Genomic DNA, 17,721 nt, shown 5'->3' on the forward strand with positions numbered 1-17,721 from the left:
CCAGGTTTGGTGCGGCCGTATATTGGGCTCAACAGATTGCCCAACGGCAAATCCCAAGGAGCCAAACCCCATGAGAAAGATCCTCGGCATCTACAGCAGTCCCGCCCGGCACTGGGTCGGCGATGGTTTTCCGGTCCGCTCGATGCTGTCCTATGCGACGCTCGGCGAGCATGTCAGCCCATTCCTGCACCTCGATCACGCCGGCCCGGCCGCCTTTCCGCCGACCGACCGGCCGCGCGGCGTCGGCGCCCATCCGCACCGCGGTTTCGAGACCGTGACCCTCGTCTATGAGGGCGAGGTCGAACACCGCGACTCGACCGGTGCGGGCGGTGTCATCGGCCCCGGCGACGTGCAGTGGATGACCGCCGCCGCCGGCATCCTGCACGAGGAGTTCCATTCTCCGGCCTTCACCCGTCAGGGCGGCACGCTCGACATGGTCCAGCTCTGGGTCAACCTGCCGGCGAAGGACAAGAATGCGGCGCCCGGCTACCAGTCGCTGCTCGACCGCGACATCCCCGCCGTCGCGCTTGCCGGTGAGGCCGGCCGCCTGCGGGTGATCGCCGGCGATTATCAAGGCCACAAGGGACCGGCCCGCACCTTCTCGCCGATCGACCTCTGGGACCTCAGGCTGAACCAGGGCAAGGACGTCTCGCTCGACCTGCCCGAGGGCCACACGGCCGGGCTCGTCGTCTTGCGCGGCTCCGTTCTTGTGAACGGCACCTCGGTGGCCCGCGGCGGCCAGTTCGTCTTGCTCGAGCGTACAGGCGGCGCCTTCAGCCTTGAGACCGAGAGCGACGCGACGGTCCTGGTGCTGAGCGGTACGCCGCTCGGCGAGCCGGTCGCCATGCGCGGTCCCTTCGTCATGAACACGCCGGAAGAATTGCAGCAGGCCTTTGCAGACTTCCGCGCCGGCAGGTTCGGCACGATCGCCGCCTGATCCCAAGCTTGTCCCCGGCGGCTCTCGCCTGAGGCAAACCGGGCCGGATTGTCTCCGGCCCCTCCCCCACCCCGCAACCGCAAGCAAGGAGAAATGACATGAGCACCCCCGCAAACTTCAACGGCCAGCGCCCGGTCATCGATGCCGACGACGCCGTCATGCTGCTGATCGACCACCAGAGCGGCCTGTTCCAGACCGTCGCCGACATGCCGATGCCGGTCCTGCGCAACCATGCCGCCGCGCTCGCCCGGATGGCGACGCTGTCGAAGATGCCGGTCATCACCACCGCTTCCGTACCGCAGGGCCCGAACGGCCCGCTGATCCCGGAAATCCATGAAAACGCCCCGCATGCCAAATATGTGGCCCGCAAGGGCGAGATCAACGCCTGGGACAACCCGGACTTCGTGGCCGCCGTCAAGGCGACAGGCCGCAAGACCCTGATCATTGCCGGCACGATCACCAGCGTCTGCATGGCCTTTCCGGCGATCAGCGCGGCCCATGACGGCTACAAGGTGTTCGCCGTGGTCGATGCGTCCGGCACCTATTCCAAGATGGCGCAGGAGATCACCCTTGCCCGCGTCGTGCAGGCCGGCGTCGTGCCGATGGATACGGCAGCCGTCGCCTCCGAGCTGCAGAAGACGTGGCACCGCGACGACGCGCAGGAATGGGCGAACATCTACACAAAGATCTTCCCGGCCTATCAGTTGCTGATCGAAAGCTACCTCAAGGCGCAGGACGTCGAGAAGAACCACGAACAGCTCGACTCCGCCCGGGCCTGAGCGAAGCCGGACAGGAGCATGCAGGCGGCGCGACCCGGTTCGCGCCGCTTTCTTCGTTTCGATGGGGTGCCCTCAGCCGCCGGCCCCGGCGCCTTGCCAGGTTCCCACCAGCATGCGCCGGAAATGTTCGGCGGCAGGCGAGAGCGTGGCGGCGCGGCGGCGTACGATGCCGATGGTTCGGGAAATCCGGGGAGCGCCCAGCGGCCGCGTGACGATGATGGGGTGGTCAGGCCCCGGGGTTGCCGTGCGCGGCAGCACGGAAATGCCGAGGCCCGCCTCCACCAGGCCGAGGGACGTCGACAGGTGCGTCACCTCGTAGGACCAGCGCAGCTCGATATTGGCGCGCGCCAGCGCCGCGTCCAGCATGGTGCGGTTGCCGCTGGAGCGGTGCACGGTGATCAGCCGGTAGGGCGCAAGGTCCGTCCAGCCGACCTCCTGCCGCGCCGCCAGCGGATGGTCGCGCCGCGCTGCCAGCACGAACGGGTCCTCGGCGATCCGGTCGAAGAGGAGATCGGGATCCGACGTTCCCATGAAGTTGATGCCGAACTCCACCTCCCCGCGTGAGACGGCCTGCAACCCCTCGGTCGCCGTCAGGTCGAGGATGCGGAAGCGGATGTCGGGATATTCCTGGTTGAACTGCTTGATGACGGTCGGCAGGAAATAGAAGGCCGCCGTCGGCAGGCAGGCGATCGTCACCAGCTCGCTGCGCCGCAGCCCCCGGTCGCGGGCGGCAAAGAGCGAGCCGTCGAACTCCTCCAGCATGCGCTGCACGAGCGGCATCAATTCGAGGCCGAGCGCCGTCGGGGAGACGTGCCGGGTGGTGCGCTCGAGCAGCGGGGCGCCGATGGAGGCTTCCAGCTTCTGGATGCGGCGGCTGAGGGCCGGCTGCGACAGGTTGAGTGCTTCCGCCGCCCGGTGGAAGCTCTCCAGCTCCACCACAGCGAGAAAGGCCCGAAGGTCAAGGATTTCGCAATTAATGCGCATTGTGCATCAGTGATCCAAAATTTTGCACTTAACTTAATAATCCAGGTGGCGCATATCCCTCAAGGGAGAAAGCAGGGATGATGTCTGCCCGGGGCGATCCTGGGCTTGGCGTTTCCAACTTTCATGTGTACCTTTGTATACATTTGAACGCATTGCCATCGTGGGAGGAAAAAACATGGCTGATTTCACGCGTCGTCAACTGCTGGCCGCCGGCTCCGCTGCCGCGGCTCTGGGGCTTGTGGGAGCGCGCCCCGCCTTTTCTCAGGCATCCGTCGATTTCGCCGGCAAGACGGTGGAATGGTGGATGCCGTTCTCCGAGGGCGGCGGCTCGGATGTCTGGGCTCGCTTCTTCGCACCGTACCTGTCGAAATATCTGCCGGGCAACCCCAATGTCGTCGTGCGCAACGTGCCGGGCGGCGGATCGATCACCGGCTCGAACGAGTTCGTCGCCCGCGCCCGGCCGGATGGGCTTGCCATCCTCGGCACGTCCGGCTCGACGCAGTTCCCGTTCCTGCTCGGCGATCCGCGCGTGCGCTATGACTATGCCAAGCTGATCCCCGTGCTCGTCTCGCCCACCGGCGGCGTCTGTTATCTGCCCGCCAAATTCGAGGTGAAGTCACCGGCCGACCTTGGCAAGATCAAGGACCAGGAACTGGTCTATGGCAGCCAGGGCGCGACCTCGCTCGACCTCGTGCCGATGCTCGCCTTTCGCCTGCTCGGCCTCAATGTCCGCCATGTCTTCGGCATGCAGGGGCGCGGCGACGGGCGGCTTGCCTTCGAGCGCGGCGAAGCGACGATCGACTACCAGACCTCGTCGGCCTACCTCACCAACGTCACCCCGCTCGTCGAGGCCGGCACGGCGGTGCCGATGTTCTCCTGGGGCGTTCTCGACGCGGAGGGCAATGTCGCGCGCGACCCGACCTTCCCCGACCTGCCGCATTTCGTCGAAGCCTACGAGATGATGCACGGCCAGAAACCGTCCGGGGTGGAATACGACGCCTATCTCGCCTTCTTCGGTTCCGGCTTTGCGGCCCAGAAACCCTGCATGCTGCCGGAAGGCACGCCGGACGACATCGTTGCGACCTACCGCAAGGCCTTTGCCGACGCGGTGGCCGATCCCGAGCTGCAGAAGGCCAAGGCCGATGTCCTCGGCGACTACGCGCAGGCCGTCGGCGGCGATATCGAGAAGCTCTATGCGGTGGCGACGTCGATCAAGCCGGAAGCGCGCGAATGGGTGCGCAACTTCCTGACGACGGAATATCAGGTCAAACTCTGACCGGAAGCGCCCCCCGCCGCCGCAGGGCGGCGGGCACGCCCGCCCGCAGCCACCGGGCCCGAACAGCCATCTGCCGACACTGACGAGGCCGGAGCACCCGCGCCGTCTCGCACCTGTTGCTATCGAAAGGACAGCCACAGTGATCGATGTCTTCGTCACTTCGCTCCACAACCTGCTGACCCCCCACCATCTCGGTTACATGATGATCGGTGTCGCGGTCGGGCTTGTCGTCGGCATCCTGCCGGCCCTCGGCGGCATTGCCGGCATGTCGCTGCTGCTGCCCTTCGTCTACGGCATGGAACCGACCGCGGCGATCGCCATGATGGTCGGTCTCCTGGCGGTCATCCCGACCTCCGATACCTTCTCCTGCATTCTCATGGGCATTCCCGGCTCGTCCGCCTCGCAGGCGACCGTGCTCGACGGCTTTCCGCTCGCCCGCAAGGGGGAAGCGGCCCGCGCGCTCAGCGCCTCCTTCTCGGCCTCGATGATCGGCGGCCTCTTCGGCGCGCTCTGTCTCACCGGCATCGTCATTGTCGCCCGGCCGCTCATCCTGAGCTTCACCTCGGCGGAACTCTTCATGCTGGCGATCTTCGGCCTCTCCATGGTCGGCGTGCTCTCGGGCAGCAGCCTGGCGAAGGGCATCGCCGCCTGCACGCTCGGCCTCGCCTTCGGCGCGATCGGCACGGCGCCGGCCAATGGCGGCGAGCGCATGACCTTCGGCTCGCTCTACCTGATGAGCGGCCTTGAGATCACCATCATCGGCCTCGGCATCTTCGCCCTGCCGGAAGTGCTCGATCTGCTGCGCGGCAATTCGAGCATTTCGAGCACGGGCAAGCTCGGCCGCGGCTGGCTGGACGGCGTGCGCGATACCTGGCGGGAGAAGTGGCTGACGCTGCGCTGCTCGACGATCGGCGCCTGCGTCGGCCTGATGCCCGGCCTCGGCGGCAGCGTCTCCGACTGGATCTCCTACGGCCACACCGTGCAGACCGCCAAGGACAAGTCGCAGTTCGGCAAGGGCGATATCCGCGGCGTCATCGGCCCGGAGGCGGCCAACAATTCCTGCGCCGGCGGCAACCTCATCCCGACCCTTCTCTTCGGCATCCCCGGCTCCGGCTCCATGGCGATCTTCCTGGCGGCGATGATCCTGATCGGGCTCCAGCCCGGCCCCGGCATGGCCGACCCGAACCGCGACCTCAACCTCACCTATACGGTCGTCTGGACGCTGGCGCTCGCCAATGTCGTCGGCACTGCGGCCTGCATCGCCCTGTCGCCCAGCATCGCGCGGCTGACGACCATCCGCTTCGTGCTCTTCGCACCCTTCATGATCCTCATCATCGTGTTCGGCGCCTTCCAGTCGACCCGGTCGTTCGAGGATATCGTGGCACTGCTGGTCGTCGCGCTCACCGGCATCTTCCTCAAGCGCTTCGGCTGGCCGCGCCCCGCCTTCCTCATCGGCTTCGTGCTTGCCGGCCAGGTCGAGACCTACTTCTACCAGGCGGTGCAGTTCTACGGCTACGGCTTCCCGCTGCGCCCGATCGCCATCGTCATCGCGCTCGTCACGGTCGCCTCGCTCTGGTTCACCAGCCGCTCGCGCATGCGCCAGAAGGAGGAGGCCGTTCCTGGCGGCATCACCACCGACATCGAGTTCGAGCGCGAGGAGGACGAGACCGCCGCTGCAAGGAACCTCTGGCCGCAGGTCGTCTTCACCACCATCGCCGTCGCCTTCTTCGTCTTCACCATCGTCGAAGGTGCGGAGAACTCGTTCCTCGATGCCGTCTTCCCGATCGCCGTCGGCATGGTGGGTCTGCTGACGGCCGCCACCGTGCTGGTCTGGCAGGTCCGGGGAGCCACGGGACACGGCACGGCCGGCAACATGAACTTCGATCTCGATGACGGCACGACCAGCGGCAGCCTCTGGCGCTTCGTCGGCTGGCTGGTCGGCTTCGTCGCGGCCATCGGCCTCGTTGGCTTCACGCTGGCGCTGATCGGCTTCTTCGTCGCCTTCCTCAAGATCGTCGCCAGGTCGAGCTGGCTGCAGACGCTGGTGCTGACCGCCGCCGCCGTCGGCCTGGTGCTGCTGCTGACATCGATCCTGCACATGAACCTGCCGGGCGGCCTCTTGCAGAACCAGTTCTACGACCAGCTGGTCTGGCCGCTGCGCTGACCCTCGGCCCCGGCGGCGACGCCGGGGTTCGCACGCCGGTTTTCAAGGTGTGCAATTGCATCCAATTGTCTACATCACTCAGCGAGGGCATCATGCCAGCACAACATCCCATCCCCTGCATCCTCATGCGCGGCGGAACGTCGAAGGGGCCTTACTTCAAGATGCAGGATATTCCGCAGGATCCCGAGATCCGCGCGCGCGTCCTGCTGGCGGCGATGGGCTCGCCCGATATCCGCCAGATCGATGGCCTCGGCGGCGCGGATACGCTGACGAGCAAGGTCGCGATGGTCGGCCCGTCGAGCCGCGAGGGGGTCGATGTCGACTATCTCTTCGCCCAGGTCTCCGTCGACAAGGCGATCGTCGACACCTCGCCTTCGTGCGGCAACATGCTGTCCGGCGTCGGCCCCTTCGCCATCGAGACGGGCATGGTGCCGGTCGGCGGGGAGAAGACCAGCGTCGTCATCTACGACATCAACACCCAGAGTCGCATCGAGGCGGTCGTCGAGACGCCTGATGGTGCCGTCAATTACGAGGGCGATGCCCGCATCGACGGCGTGCCGGGCACGGCGGCGGAGATCCGGCTCAATTTCATGGATATCGTCGGCTCGAAGACCGGTGCGCTGCTGCCCACCGGCAAGCCGATGGAGAAAATCGAGGGGATCGATGTGACGCTCATCGACGTCGCGGTGCCGATGATGATCGTGCGCGCCGCCGATGTCGGCAAGGCGGGCTACGAGAGCGCCGCCGAACTCGATGCCGACAGGGCCTTCTTCACGCGCATGGAAGCGATGCGCATGGAGGCCGGCCGCCGCATGGGCCTGGGCGACGTCACCGGCAAGGTGGTGCCGAAAATGGCGATGCTGGCCGCGCCGCGGGAGGGCGGGAACGTCGCCGCGCGCTATTTCGTGCCGCACAAGACCCATGCGGCCTTCGCGGTGACGGGCGGCCTCTGCGTCTCCTCCTGCGTGCTGGTGCCCGGCACCGTGGCGGATGGCCTTGCAGAACGACCGGAGGGGGACGATTGCACCGTGATCATCGAGCATCCGACGGGTCTCATCGATGTCGCCATGACGAGCAAGCCGTATGGCAATGAAGTCGAGATCATCAGCGGGGGGGTGGTGCGCACCGCGCGCAAGCTGATGCAGGGCAATATCTTCGTCCCGGCGGCGACCCTGCTGCCGGCATCCCCTGCGGCCTGAGTCACCGGTACCCCTGTTTCTGGAGTTTATGGAATCATGAAACTGCTTGTTCTTCCGGGTGATGGGATCGGCCCGGAAATCGTCGGCGCCACCGTCGCGGTGCTGGATGCCGTCGACCGCCGCTTCGCCTTCGGTTTCCGCTACACGACGCGCGACATCGGCTTCGCTTCGCTGGAGAAGACCGGCACGACGCTGCCCGCGGACCTGCTCGACGAGGCCCGCGGCATGGACGGAACCCTGCTCGGTCCGATCTCCCATCTCGACTATCCGTCGCGCGACAAGGGCGGCATCAACGTCTCGGCCGCCTTCCGCACCCAGCTCGACCTCTTCGCCAACATCCGCCCGGCCCGCACCCGCAGGGGCGTCTTCCACCGCGGCACGGAGATGGACCTCGTCATCATGCGCGAGGCGACGGAGGGCATGTATCCCGATCGGAACATGTTTGCCGGAACCGGCGAATACATGCCGACGGAGGACGTGGCGATCTCGATGCGCAAGGTGACGGCAAGGGCGATCGAACGCATCGCCAGGGCCTCCTTCGCGCTGGCGCGGGCGCGCCGCCGCAAGGTGACGGCGGTGCACAAGGCCAATGCCTTCGTGCTGACCGATGGGCTCTTCCTGAAGGAGGTGCGCAAGGTCGCCGCCGATTATCCCGACGTGGAGCTCGAAGAGGTGCTGATCGACGCGATGGCGGCGCTGCTCGTGCGCGATGCGAGCCGCTACGACGTCATCTGCACCACCAATTTCTACGGCGACACGCTCTCCGATCTCGCCTCCGAGCTCTCCGGCAGCCTCGGCCTCGCCGGCTCGCTGAATGCCGGTGCCGACCATGCCGCCGCGCAGGCCCAGCACGGCTCGGCACCCGATATCGCCGGGCAGGACAAGGCGAACCCGACATCGATGATCCTGTCGGCCGCGATGCTGCTGCGCTGGCACGGCGAGCGCGCCGGCGACGCGCGTTACATCGAAGCCGCGGCCCTCATCGAGGAGACCATCGACCGGGTCCTTTCCGATGCCGCCACCCGCACCCGGGATCTTGGCGGACCGCTCGGCACGGCGCAGTTCACCGAAACGGTCGTTGCGGCCCTCGGCTAGGCCGGCAAGGAAAACGGCACCGGTGCGCCTGCCCCGGTGCCGCAGCAATTTCGCCTCCTCGCGTGGCCCTGGTCAGTCGGCCGGATGGACCGGTCCATCCGCCACCAGCACGCCATCGGCATCCGCATAGAGATAGGCCCCCGTGCGAAATTCGACATTGCCGAAGACGAGCGGCACGTCGCGGGCGCCGTGGCCGGTCTTGCCGCTCTTCTTGGGCGCCTGGCCGAGCGCCATCACGCAGAAATCCATGGCGTCGATATCGGCGCTGTCGCGGATCGCGCCGTTGATCAGGAGGCCCTGCCAGCCGTTCGCCTGGCCGAGGGCGGCGATCTGGTCGCCCACCAGCGCGCAGCGCAGCGAGCCGGCGCCGTCGACGACGAGCACCTTGCCCGTGCCGTTTTCCTCCAGCGTCGCGCGCAGCAGTCGGTTGTCCTCGAAGGTCTTCAGCGTGACGATCTCGCCATGGAAGCCCTTGCGCCGGCCGTAGGATTTCCACTGCATCTCGCAGAAGCGCACCTCGGCATCGTTGCTGTCGACCAGATCCGCCGTCTTGATGATATCAGTCACGTTCCTTCCTCCGTCTTCGGTACGGCGAGCACCCGCACGGGCGCACCGTCGCGCCAGGCCCTGATATTGTCCACCGTGTCGCGGTAGAAGGCGGCATAGGCGCCTTCGGTGACATAGCCGAGATGCGGCGTCAGCACGGTGTTCGGCATGGTGCGCAGCGGATGATCGGCCGGCAGCGGCTCGATGTCGAAGACGTCGAGCCCGGCCTTGATGCGGCCCTGCCGCAGCGCCGCGATGAGCGCCGCCTCGTCGACCAGCGGGCCGCGCGCGGTGTTGATCAGCCATGCCCCCTGTTTCATCTGGCCGAGTTCGGCGGCGGAGACGGTGTGCCGGCTGCGCTCGCCGAGGATGAGGTGCAGCGAGACCACGTCGGCCTCGCGGAACAGGGTCTCCTTGTCGACGCGGCGGGCGCCGGCTTCGGCGGCGCGCGCGTCCGTCAGGTTCTGGCTCCAGGCGATCACCTCCATGCCGAAGGCTTTGGCGACCGGCACCATGCGGCCGCCGAGCTTGCCGAGTCCGACCAGTCCCAGCGTCTTGCCGCCGAGCACGGTTCCCACCGTGTGCTGCCAGCCGCCGGCGCGGATGCGGGCGTTCTCCTCGGGGATCGACCGGGCGAGCGAGAGGATAAGCCCCCAGGCGATTTCCGGCGTCGCATGGGCGGATTCGCCGGCATGGGTGTGGCAGACGGTGATGCCGCGGGCGACGGCGGCCTCCATGTCGATGGTGCGCACGCGCGCGCCGGTGACCACGATCAGCCTCAGCGCCGGCAGCCGCTCGATCAGCGCGGCGGACAGCGGCATGCGCTCGCGCATGAGGCACAGCACGTCGAAGCCGGCAAGCGCGGCTGCGGCCTCGTCCTCGCTCGCAAGGTTGCGGTCGAAGCGGACGATCTCGCAGTCGTCGCCGAGCACGGCCCAGTCGGCAAGGGTGAGCGCCACATCCTGATAGTCGTCGAGGATCGCGATCCGCAGCATGGCTCAGGCCCTTCCAAGCGTGTCGAGGTCGATCGAGAGACCGGCAAGGTCCGCCTGTTCGCGCAGCATGGCAAGGTCGGCCGCGGTGAGCGGGATTCCCTCGGCCAGCCGTGTTTTCATCCGGTTCGCCTCCGGCTCGCCCGGCATCAGGATCGGCTGGTCGTCATCCACCCGCGGACAGGCGCGGGCGCGGGTGACGAGGTCGTCCATGCGCGTGCGGTAGGCCGCTTCGCCGAGGAAGAGCGAAGGGCGGAAGGCGATGAAGCTGTGGCCGACATTCTGCGGCCGGTCGAGATCGCGATACTGGTCGCCGACCTTGCCGCCATAGGCCGCGCCGCTCATCACGCCCGCAAGGACTTCCATCATCAGCGACAGCCCCGATCCCTTCGGGCCGCCGAGCGGCAGCACGATGCCCTCATAGGCCCGGCGGGCATCCGTCGTTTCCCGGCCGTCGGCGTCGAGCGCCCAGCCGGCCGGGATCGGCTCGCCCGTCTGCATCGCCCGGCGGATTTTTCCGCGCGCGACGACCGAGGTTGCCATGTCGAGCACGATCGGCGGCGAGCCCTCGCCGCCCGGTGCGCCGAAGGCGAAGGGGCTGGTGCCGAGGAAGGGTGAGCGCCCGCCCCAGACCGGCATGCTGGGCGAGGCATTGGTGAAGACGAAGGCGGCATGTCCGGCATCGATCGCCTCCAGGAGATAGGCCGCAGCCATGCCGAAATGGGCGCTGTTGCGGACGCTCGCCATGCCGATGCCGCACCGCTCCGCCGCGGCGATCGCCTCCTGCATGGCCCGGCGGGCGACGACGAAGCCGAGGCCGTCATCGCCGTCGACATGCGCGGCGGCGGGCATGGGATGCGAGACGCGGATATCGGGCCGGGCGCGCACCAGGCCGCGGCGCAGGCGGTCCGCATAGACGGGAATGCGCGAAATGCCGTGGGTGCCGACGCCGCGGAGATCGGCGAGAACCAGATAATGCGCGACGGTGGCCGCGTCCTGCGCGGGGAGGTCGAGGCCGGCGAAAATCCCCGCCACCGCGGCCTCCAGCCGAGCGGCATCCGCATGCACGATCGTTCCATCCTTCGCCTGCATTCGCCCATCCTCCTCCAGAAGCCCGCGGCTCACGATATCATGGACTATCAGCCATGGATGCCAATGTATACTATTGTATCCAAAAAATCCGGATAGAATTCCGCCTTCCCGCGTCGATCCTCAGCGTTTGCGGGCCAGTGCCAGGAATTCGCGGATCGGCCGGGAGAGCGGGCTCGACCCGCGCCGCACGGAAAGCAGCTTTCGGCTCGCCCATGCGTCCGACAGGCGCACGCTGATGACATCCGTTCCCGCAAGCAGATGCAGGCTCGTCGAGCGCAGGAAGCCGATGCCGAAACCTGCCTCCACCATCCGCACAAGCGACGGGAAGGTTTCGACGCGCACCCGCTCGCCGAGCGCCCGGCCGCTGCGGGCGGCGGCTTCGTTCAGCAACCGGTCGAGCGCGCCGCTCTGGTGGATGCCCACCACCTCGTGTTCGGCCACCGCATCGAAGCTGATCGGCTTTCCCGATTGCAGGCGCGCGGCCAGCGGATGATCCGGCGAGCACAGGACGAGCACGTTGTCGTCCTCGAAGACCTCGGTCTCGAAGCGCGCGACATCGTTGTTGTCGGCGACGAAGGCGATGTCCGCCTGCCCGTCGTCCATCGCGGCGAGCGCGAGGGCCGCCGACATTTCCTGGATGTCGAGGCCGATGCCGGGATGGCTCTGCGCATAGGCCGCCAGAAGCTCCGGCAGCCGGCCCGACAGCGAGGAGCTGGTGCAGGCGAGCCGCAGCGAGCCGCGCGTGCCCGCCGAGAAATCGACCATCTGCGTGTTGAGGTCGGCGACCTGCCGCAGGATCTCGCGGCAGCCGGCGACATAGACCTCGCCCGCCGGCGTCAGGCGCGCGCCCTGCAGGGAGCGGTCGAACAGCGCGACGCCGAGCCGGGCCTCCAGCTCGCTGATGCGCCGGCTGACGGCGGACGGGGCGATGTTCTCATGCTCCGCCGCCCGCCCGATGGACCCGTACCGGGAGACCGCGACGACGAGGCGCGCCGTTACCGGATCGAAGGGCTGCATGGCGCGCCTCCGATGCCGCCGGCGGCGGGGATGGGTCGGCCAGGCCGAAGTCGCGGTACACCCGCGCCATGAGGCGCGCGTCGAAACGGTGCAGCGAATAGTCCGCGCAGCGCCGGACGAAGGCGAGGCAGCGCTCGATGGCCGAGGCGATGTTGGAAAGGATGACCAGGATCATGGCACGGTCCACCGATTGGGGGTTGCTCGATATCCATGGCCTATCGGTTCCTGTTGCTGGCGGGTAGCGACGGTTGGCGAGGAGGGCATCGCGCCTCGGCAACACCCGCCTCCCGCCTTCAGCCCTTACCCTCCCCGCCCGACAACCGCAACCAGAGCGGCAGGATCGACGGCGCCGCCAGGACGACGATGACCACGCGGCACAGGTGATGCAGGCTCACGAAGGCCGGATCGGCATTGAGCGAGATGGCGATCAGGCTCATCTCCGGCAACCCGCCCGGCACCAGCGCGAGCAGGCCGAGCGCGAAGGGGATGTCGAGATAGCGGTCGAAGGCGATGGCGAAGAGCGCGGCCATGGTGAGGCTGAAACAGGTGAGCAGCAGGCCGAGCACCACGCCGTTCAGCATGGTGCGCCGCGCGACGCCGGCAAAGTGCTGGCCGATCGTCGCGCCGATCACCACCTGGGCGATGGCGATGACGAGGTCGGGCACCGCCGCATCCGTCAGGCCCGTGATGTGGGCAGCGGCGCTCAGCACCAGCGGGCCGGTGAGGTTCGCCGCCGGCAGGCGGAGGCGGCGGCCAAGGAAGATGCCGAGCATGGCACAGCCGGCGAGCACGACGGCGTCGAGGGCCGAGAGCGTCAGCGCCCAGTGCATCGTCCGGTCGACCGTGCGTCCGGTGAGCGCGGCAAGCGCACCCGAAAGGGTGAGCGACAGCGGCACGATGGTGATCAGGAGAACGAGGCGCGTCGCATGCACCATGCTCACGCTGCGCACATCCGCCTTGAAGGAGGGCGCCATGGAGATCAGCTCGCTGAGGCCGCCGGGCATGCCGCTCAGGGCCGCCGTCGCCGGGTCGAGCCGGCCGAGGCGGCGGCACACGACGATGCCGAACGCCGCGACGATGACCGTATAGACGGCGACCGCGGCGAGGCTCACCGGCCATTCGGTCGCCTGGCGCAGCACCTCCGGCTTGAAGGCGCTGCCGACCATCAGCCCCACCACCGCGATCATGGCCGCGCGCGGCTTCGGCGAGGCGCTCACACGCACGCCGGCAAGTGCCAGCACCATGGTCAGCGCCATTGCGCCGAGCAGCCAGCCGAGCGGCAGGCCGAGCATGTAGCCGCACCAGCCGCCGACCGTGCCGATGGCCAGCGTGCGCAGGGTGTGAAGCAGCGGAACGGTCTTGCCGTGCCCGGCCGTCTTCAGGGGTGGGGTCTCATGCTTCGACAAAGGTCGTACCATTTCGCTTTTGCTTTGCATCCAATGGCATGCAATTAAACAAGCCCGTGGACAACGCCTTTTTCCTTCTGTAGCCGGAAAGTCCACATGGACGGGAGAGCCAGTCATGACCGCATCCAAGGACCTGCTTTCCAAGACGCGCGGCCAGAGCACCTACCAGGCCATTCTGACGGCCATCCGCGACGGCATCTACCGGCCGGGCGATCCGCTGCGCGAGGAGGAGGTGGCGACCCGTCTCGGCGTCAGCCGCACGCCGGTGCGCGAGGCGCTTGGCCGCCTGCAGGAAAAGGGCCTGCTGGAGGCGGCGCCCGGCCGCGGCGTCGCCGTCTCGATCCTCTCCATGCAGCAGATCTTCGAGCTCTATGCGATGCGCGAGGAACTGGAAGGCGTCGTCGCCCGCTTTGCCGCGCGCCATGCGACAGAGGCCGAGATCGCCAATCTGGAGCGGCTCAATGCCCGGTTTTCCGCCTCGGAGGCCCCGAAGGTCGCCGCACAGTGGAACCGGCAGTTCCATGCGCGCCTCTACGACGCCGCCCGCAACCGCTACCTCCGCCAGGCGGTGGAAGACCTGCAGGAGACGATCGCGCTGCTGCCCGACACGACCTTCATCCAGCCGGGCCGCACGACGACGGCGACGGACGAGCATGTCGCGATCATAGACGCGATCCGCCGGCGTGATCCGGAGGGTGCGGAAAAGGCGGCGGTTGGCCATATCAAGGCGGCGCTCGAAGTCCGCCTCGTCATCACCAGGGCCGAGACTTGACGCGTGCCGGCGCTCCGCCGCCCGGGCCTCGGTCATGATCGGGGCCAATAGGCCGGATCGCTGCCGAGCGGTACGGGCATGCGGCTCCAGCCGGCGCGCGCGCCATCGAAACGAAGCGCCGGCCGCAGGGCGGTGACACGGCCGAAGGCGGTGTCGTGCGTGTCGAGCAGATCCGCCACGGCGGCGACGTCCGGGTTGGCGGACGGGTACGTGGCGTCGTCACCCAGGGCATCGCGCATGCGCCACATCCAGTGCGCGGTCGCGGCAAGCGAAAGCGTCGCCTGCCACCGCCCGCCCTGCTCATGGCGCCGGATGAGGGCGAGCATGGCGGCGAAGGCGGCAAGGTAGCCCGTGAGATAGTCGAGCGGCTGGCATGGCAGCAGCGCCGGCCCCCTGCCCTCGCGTCCCTCCGCCGCCATGCCCGTCGTCGCCTGTACGAGGCTGTCATAGCCCCGGCGCCCCTGCCAGGGGCCTTGCAGCGAGAAGGCGGACAGCGAGAGGTGGACGAGATGCGGATTGAGACGGCCGAGATCATCGGGGCCGAAGCCGCGACCGCGGAGCGATGCCGGCCGGTAGGCATCGAGGACGATATCGGCATCGGCGGCAAGCGCCCGCAAGGACGCCCGCCCTTCCGCGGTGTCCAGTTCGGCGAAGGCCGCGTGTTTGCCAAAACCGGTGTCGATCACCAGGGAGGGGATCGAGGGGAGACGAGGGCTGGCGATGCGCATGACCGTCGCGCCGTGCTCGGCCATCGTGCGGCCTGCCATGGGGCCGGCGATGACGCGGGAGAGGTCCAGCATGCGCAGGCCGGAAAGCGGCCGTTCGCCGCCTGGCGGTAGCGGCACGGCCGCTGCCGCCCCGCTTCGTTCGAGATGTACGAGAGGCTGCGCCGCGATGGCCGCGGCCTGCGGTTCGCGCAGCCACGCCGAGCGTTCCCGCACCCGGGCGGCGCACAGGCCGCGCCGGATCGCTTCGGCCTCGATATCCTCCGCCCGGCGTTCGGCCACCGCCGCCTTCACCGCATCGGCATCGTTGGCAACGCTGAGGAGGGCGAGCAGCCCGTCCCGCAGATGGGGGAAGTTGCCGTGCAGATAGACCCATTCCCCTCCCGCCGCCTCATAGAAGCCGGTGAAGGGATCGCTGAATTTGGCCGGCTTTCCGTCCACCAGCAGGTAGCTGGAGCTCGCCATGGCAAGCTCCGCCTCCCGCATGTCCAGCGAAATGCGCGGGCGCTCGCCGGTCCTCAGCTCGCGGATGCGCGAGGCGGCCAGCCCCACGGCGCCGAGTACCGCCGCGGCGAGCGGCGCGACTGGCCAGGGGGTTGCGAGCACCTTGGGCCGCTCCTCGATGGTGAGGCGCTCGACCGGCGCATCGTCCCAGCCGATGGTATCGAGGAGGTCACGGAGCGGCCTTTCCGCCGCGCCGAGGCTCATGGCTTCCCCTCCCCGTCGAACGGCGCAACAGCCACCTCGCCCTGCATCAGGCGCCGCGCGGTGCGGTAGACCCGGCCGCTCTCGACATGCCAGCCTTCGCCGCGCGGGAAAACGGTTGCGCCGGCCGCGACGATGCCGGAGGGATGGCCGATCCGGATGGCTTGCGTGCCGGCGTCCCTGGAGCAGAGCCGGTGCGGCAGGGATCCTTCGATCCGGCAGGCGACGGCAAGGCACATGGCGCCGGTCAGCGTCACCGCCCGGTGCGCGCGCTCCATGGAGAGCATGCGGATGGCGATGTCCTGCGCCTCGCCGCCGACGGTCCGGCCGTCGAGCGTCACGAAGGGGGCGGGTGCCGAGACGACGGCGATCTTGGGATTGGCAAGGCCGACGCCACCCGGCGTCGAGCCAAGCCCCATCCGCACGCCGGCGGCGCGGCGCAGCCGGTCGAGCAGCGTCATGGCCTCGCGATTGCCCTCGATGGCGTCGGGGTGTTCCGATCCGGTGAGGCCTGCGTCTTCCGCCGCCACGAAGGCGACGGGATTGCTGGCATCGACCAGCGACATTTCGAAGATGCGGCCATCGACCTCGACCCTCTCGACGACCTGTCCCGTCGGCAGGAGGCCTGCTGTCACCGTGCCGCCGGGATCGAGGAAGTCGAGCGCGATGGGCGCGCCGGTTCCCGCAACGCCATCCACGGCGGCATCGCCCGCCGTCACGGCCTTGCCATTGCGCACGGGAAAGCGGGCATGGATGATCTTCTTCGTGTTGACCTGGTGGATGCGCACCAGCGCCTCGCCGTCCGCTGCGCGCACCAGCCCTTCATCGACCGCGAAGGGACCGACGGCCGAGGAGAGGTTGCCGCAATTGGCGCCCCAGTCGACGACCGGGCGGTCGACCGCGACCTGCGCGAACGTATAGTCGACATCGGCGTCCGGGTGCGTCGGCGGGCCGATGATGACGGCCTTCGACAGCGACGAGGTGCCGCCGCCCATGCCGTCGAGCTGGCGCCCGTAGGGGTCGGGGCTGCCGAGCGCCGAGAGCAGCATCCGCTCGAGCGCGGCCGGGTCCCGCGGACAGTGCCGGGCATGGAAGAAGAGGCCCTTGCTGCTGCCGCCGCGATAGAAGACGGCCGGTATGAAAATCTGTGTCATCTTCCCTCCTTCCCGCCCGGGCCTTCCCTCAGGCGAGCTGCATGATCCCCGAGACGAAATAGACGGCGCCGATCCCCGTCACGATCCAGCGCGTCCAGGCGCGGAAATCGGCATCCGTCATGCGGTGCAGGATGATGTTGCCGGAGCGCGTTCCCAATACGGCGATGGGCACGGCCGCGGCGATCGCCAACCAGCCCTCCGACGAGAGCGTCATCGCTGCATCCCAGTAGAAGGCCACCTTGGTCGCATGGGTGAGGAACTGGATGGCGGATTTGGTGGCAATGACCGTACGCCGGTCCATGTTGGTGCGGATGAAGAAGACGTCGATGCTCGGCCCGGACACGCCGACGCCGATCGCCAGCCCGCCGGACAGGAAACCGCAGGTGAAGGCATGCAGCGGTTTCGAAGCGTCGAGCTCCAGCTTGCCGAGCGGCAGCCAGACGAGGATCGGCAGCAGGCCGACGACGATCGAGACGACGATGAGGCTCGGGCGATAGGCGACGAGGATGAGCAGGATCGCGGCGCTGAAGAGGCCGGCCGTGAGGGTCGCGAGGATGCGGTAGTCCAGATAGTCGCGCGAGAACCAGGCCCGCGATCCGTTCGACACCATCTGAACCAGGCCATGCACGGCGATCGCGGTCGCGACGGGCACGAGGAACAGGAGGACCCAGAGCAGGATCATCCCGCCGGCCATGCCGAAAATGCCTGAGAGCAGCGATGTCAGGAACACCGTGACGGTCATGCCGGCGAAGAGAACAACGGTCATGGATAGCTCGGGATTGTCCGGGCGAAAGACCCGGCACGGCATCGTTCGGCGGCAGCGGCGCCGCCTTGCATGGATGGGCACCGGATCGGTCGCGACCCGGTGCCTGTCGTTT

Annotated in this window: 17 protein-coding genes; 7 read left to right on the plus strand and 10 right to left on the minus strand. The window is 68.1% G+C overall.

What is annotated here, in order from left to right; genetic code table 11:
- Window positions 1–70: 70 nt before the first annotated feature.
- Complete coding sequence (locus shn_RS28315; protein WP_064333873.1) at window positions 71–937, plus strand: pirin family protein; 867 nt, start codon at window positions 71–73, stop codon at window positions 935–937.
- Between the two features lie 98 nt (window positions 938–1,035).
- Window positions 1,036–1,716: a hydrolase gene (locus shn_RS28320; RefSeq protein ID WP_064333874.1), complete on the plus strand. Its 681-nt coding sequence runs from the start codon at window positions 1,036–1,038 to the stop codon at window positions 1,714–1,716.
- A gap of 72 nt (window positions 1,717–1,788) precedes the next feature.
- Here the strand turns inward: shn_RS28320 and shn_RS28325 are convergent, their stop codons facing one another.
- Window positions 1,789–2,700 carry a LysR family transcriptional regulator gene (locus shn_RS28325; protein WP_064333875.1) on the minus strand — a complete coding sequence of 304 codons (912 nt, stop codon included), beginning with the start codon at window positions 2,698–2,700 and terminating at the stop codon, window positions 1,789–1,791.
- Between the two features lie 175 nt (window positions 2,701–2,875).
- Between shn_RS28325 and shn_RS28330 the strand changes: the two genes are divergently transcribed.
- From shn_RS28330 to shn_RS28345, 4 genes are all read left to right on the plus strand, one after another.
- On the plus strand, window positions 2,876–3,976 hold the full coding sequence (locus tag shn_RS28330; RefSeq protein WP_064333876.1) for a tripartite tricarboxylate transporter substrate binding protein: 1,101 nt from the start codon (window positions 2,876–2,878) through the stop codon (window positions 3,974–3,976).
- A 199-nt stretch (window positions 3,977–4,175) separates the two neighbouring features.
- Window positions 4,176–6,140, plus strand: a complete 1,965-nt coding sequence (locus shn_RS28335) for a tripartite tricarboxylate transporter permease (protein WP_084438650.1) — start codon at window positions 4,176–4,178, stop codon at window positions 6,138–6,140.
- Window positions 6,141–6,232: 92 nt separating this feature from the next.
- Window positions 6,233–7,339, plus strand: coding sequence for a 4-oxalomesaconate tautomerase (locus shn_RS28340; RefSeq protein WP_064333878.1), 1,107 nt, complete (start codon window positions 6,233–6,235; stop codon window positions 7,337–7,339).
- A 36-nt stretch (window positions 7,340–7,375) separates the two neighbouring features.
- Complete coding sequence (locus shn_RS28345; protein WP_064333879.1) at window positions 7,376–8,434, plus strand: isocitrate/isopropylmalate dehydrogenase family protein; 1,059 nt, start codon at window positions 7,376–7,378, stop codon at window positions 8,432–8,434.
- Between the two features lie 72 nt (window positions 8,435–8,506).
- Here shn_RS28345 and rraA read toward each other — a convergent pair whose 3' ends face one another.
- The 6 genes from rraA to shn_RS28370 form a co-directional block, all read right to left on the minus strand.
- Window positions 8,507–9,001 (minus strand): ribonuclease E activity regulator RraA, encoded by a 495-nt coding sequence (gene rraA, locus shn_RS28350; protein WP_064333880.1) that lies wholly within the window; start codon window positions 8,999–9,001, stop codon window positions 8,507–8,509.
- Window positions 8,998–9,975 (minus strand): D-2-hydroxyacid dehydrogenase family protein, encoded by a 978-nt coding sequence (locus shn_RS28355; protein ID WP_064333881.1) that lies wholly within the window; start codon window positions 9,973–9,975, stop codon window positions 8,998–9,000. Before shn_RS28355 ends, rraA begins: the two co-directional genes overlap by 4 nt.
- Window positions 9,976–9,978: 3 nt before the next feature.
- Complete coding sequence (locus shn_RS28360; RefSeq protein ID WP_084438612.1) at window positions 9,979–11,064, minus strand: Ldh family oxidoreductase; 1,086 nt, start codon at window positions 11,062–11,064, stop codon at window positions 9,979–9,981.
- A gap of 120 nt (window positions 11,065–11,184) precedes the next feature.
- A complete protein-coding gene (locus shn_RS28365; protein ID WP_064333882.1) occupies window positions 11,185–12,081 on the minus strand; it encodes a LysR family transcriptional regulator in 897 nt (298 codons plus the stop codon).
- Entirely contained in the window at window positions 11,999–12,256 is a 258-nt protein-coding gene (locus shn_RS36610; RefSeq protein ID WP_168168987.1) for a hypothetical protein, read from the minus strand. The genes shn_RS28365 and shn_RS36610 overlap by 83 nt, the downstream gene beginning before the upstream one ends.
- Before the next feature lie 118 nt (window positions 12,257–12,374).
- The gene (locus tag shn_RS28370) at window positions 12,375–13,499 is read right to left on the minus strand and encodes an AbrB family transcriptional regulator (RefSeq protein ID WP_168168988.1); all 1,125 of its coding nucleotides are present in this window, start codon (window positions 13,497–13,499) and stop codon (window positions 12,375–12,377) included.
- Between the two features lie 103 nt (window positions 13,500–13,602).
- On the opposite strand from shn_RS28370, the gene shn_RS28375 reads away from it, so the two are divergent.
- Entirely contained in the window at window positions 13,603–14,259 is a 657-nt protein-coding gene (locus tag shn_RS28375; protein WP_064333884.1) for a GntR family transcriptional regulator, read from the plus strand.
- Between the two features lie 32 nt (window positions 14,260–14,291).
- Here shn_RS28375 and shn_RS28380 read toward each other — a convergent pair whose 3' ends face one another.
- The 3 genes from shn_RS28380 to shn_RS28390 are packed head-to-tail and all read right to left on the minus strand — an operon-like array spanning window position 14,292 to window position 17,609.
- Window positions 14,292–15,692 (minus strand): CoA transferase, encoded by a 1,401-nt coding sequence (locus shn_RS28380; RefSeq protein WP_064333885.1) that lies wholly within the window; start codon window positions 15,690–15,692, stop codon window positions 14,292–14,294.
- Window positions 15,689–16,843: a 2-methylaconitate cis-trans isomerase PrpF family protein gene (locus shn_RS28385; protein WP_064333886.1), complete on the minus strand. Its 1,155-nt coding sequence runs from the start codon at window positions 16,841–16,843 to the stop codon at window positions 15,689–15,691. Before shn_RS28385 ends, shn_RS28380 begins: the two co-directional genes overlap by 4 nt.
- A 28-nt stretch (window positions 16,844–16,871) precedes the next feature.
- The gene (locus shn_RS28390) at window positions 16,872–17,609 is read right to left on the minus strand and encodes a sulfite exporter TauE/SafE family protein (RefSeq protein ID WP_064333887.1); all 738 of its coding nucleotides are present in this window, start codon (window positions 17,607–17,609) and stop codon (window positions 16,872–16,874) included.
- Window positions 17,610–17,721: the final 112 nt, after the last annotated feature.

Origin of the sequence: Shinella sp. HZN7, from assembly GCF_001652565.1 — a bacterium.
In the GTDB taxonomy this organism is placed as follows: domain Bacteria; phylum Pseudomonadota; class Alphaproteobacteria; order Rhizobiales; family Rhizobiaceae; genus Shinella; species Shinella granuli.

Bases quoted from the DNA above. Each gene is read 5' to 3' on its own strand.
- shn_RS28315 (WP_064333873.1), top strand. From the start codon at position 71: ATGAGAAAGATCCTCGGCATCTACAGCAGTCCCGCCCGGCACTGGGTC.
- shn_RS28320 (WP_064333874.1), top strand. From the start codon at position 1,036: ATGAGCACCCCCGCAAACTTCAACGGCCAGCGCCCGGTCATCGATGCC.
- shn_RS28325 (WP_064333875.1), bottom strand. From the start codon at position 2,700: ATGCGCATTAATTGCGAAATCCTTGACCTTCGGGCCTTTCTCGCTGTG.
- shn_RS28330 (WP_064333876.1), top strand. From the start codon at position 2,876: ATGGCTGATTTCACGCGTCGTCAACTGCTGGCCGCCGGCTCCGCTGCC.
- shn_RS28335 (WP_084438650.1), top strand. From the start codon at position 4,176: ATGATGATCGGTGTCGCGGTCGGGCTTGTCGTCGGCATCCTGCCGGCC.
- shn_RS28340 (WP_064333878.1), top strand. From the start codon at position 6,233: ATGCCAGCACAACATCCCATCCCCTGCATCCTCATGCGCGGCGGAACG.
- shn_RS28345 (WP_064333879.1), top strand. From the start codon at position 7,376: ATGAAACTGCTTGTTCTTCCGGGTGATGGGATCGGCCCGGAAATCGTC.
- shn_RS28355 (WP_064333881.1), bottom strand. From the start codon at position 9,975: ATGCTGCGGATCGCGATCCTCGACGACTATCAGGATGTGGCGCTCACC.
- shn_RS28360 (WP_084438612.1), bottom strand. From the start codon at position 11,064: ATGCAGGCGAAGGATGGAACGATCGTGCATGCGGATGCCGCTCGGCTG.
- shn_RS28365 (WP_064333882.1), bottom strand. From the start codon at position 12,081: ATGCAGCCCTTCGATCCGGTAACGGCGCGCCTCGTCGTCGCGGTCTCC.
- shn_RS36610 (WP_168168987.1), bottom strand. From the start codon at position 12,256: ATGATCCTGGTCATCCTTTCCAACATCGCCTCGGCCATCGAGCGCTGC.
- shn_RS28370 (WP_168168988.1), bottom strand. From the start codon at position 13,499: ATGGTACGACCTTTGTCGAAGCATGAGACCCCACCCCTGAAGACGGCC.
- shn_RS28375 (WP_064333884.1), top strand. From the start codon at position 13,603: ATGACCGCATCCAAGGACCTGCTTTCCAAGACGCGCGGCCAGAGCACC.
- shn_RS28380 (WP_064333885.1), bottom strand. From the start codon at position 15,692: ATGAGCCTCGGCGCGGCGGAAAGGCCGCTCCGTGACCTCCTCGATACC.
- shn_RS28385 (WP_064333886.1), bottom strand. From the start codon at position 16,843: ATGACACAGATTTTCATACCGGCCGTCTTCTATCGCGGCGGCAGCAGC.
- shn_RS28390 (WP_064333887.1), bottom strand. From the start codon at position 17,609: ATGACCGTTGTTCTCTTCGCCGGCATGACCGTCACGGTGTTCCTGACA.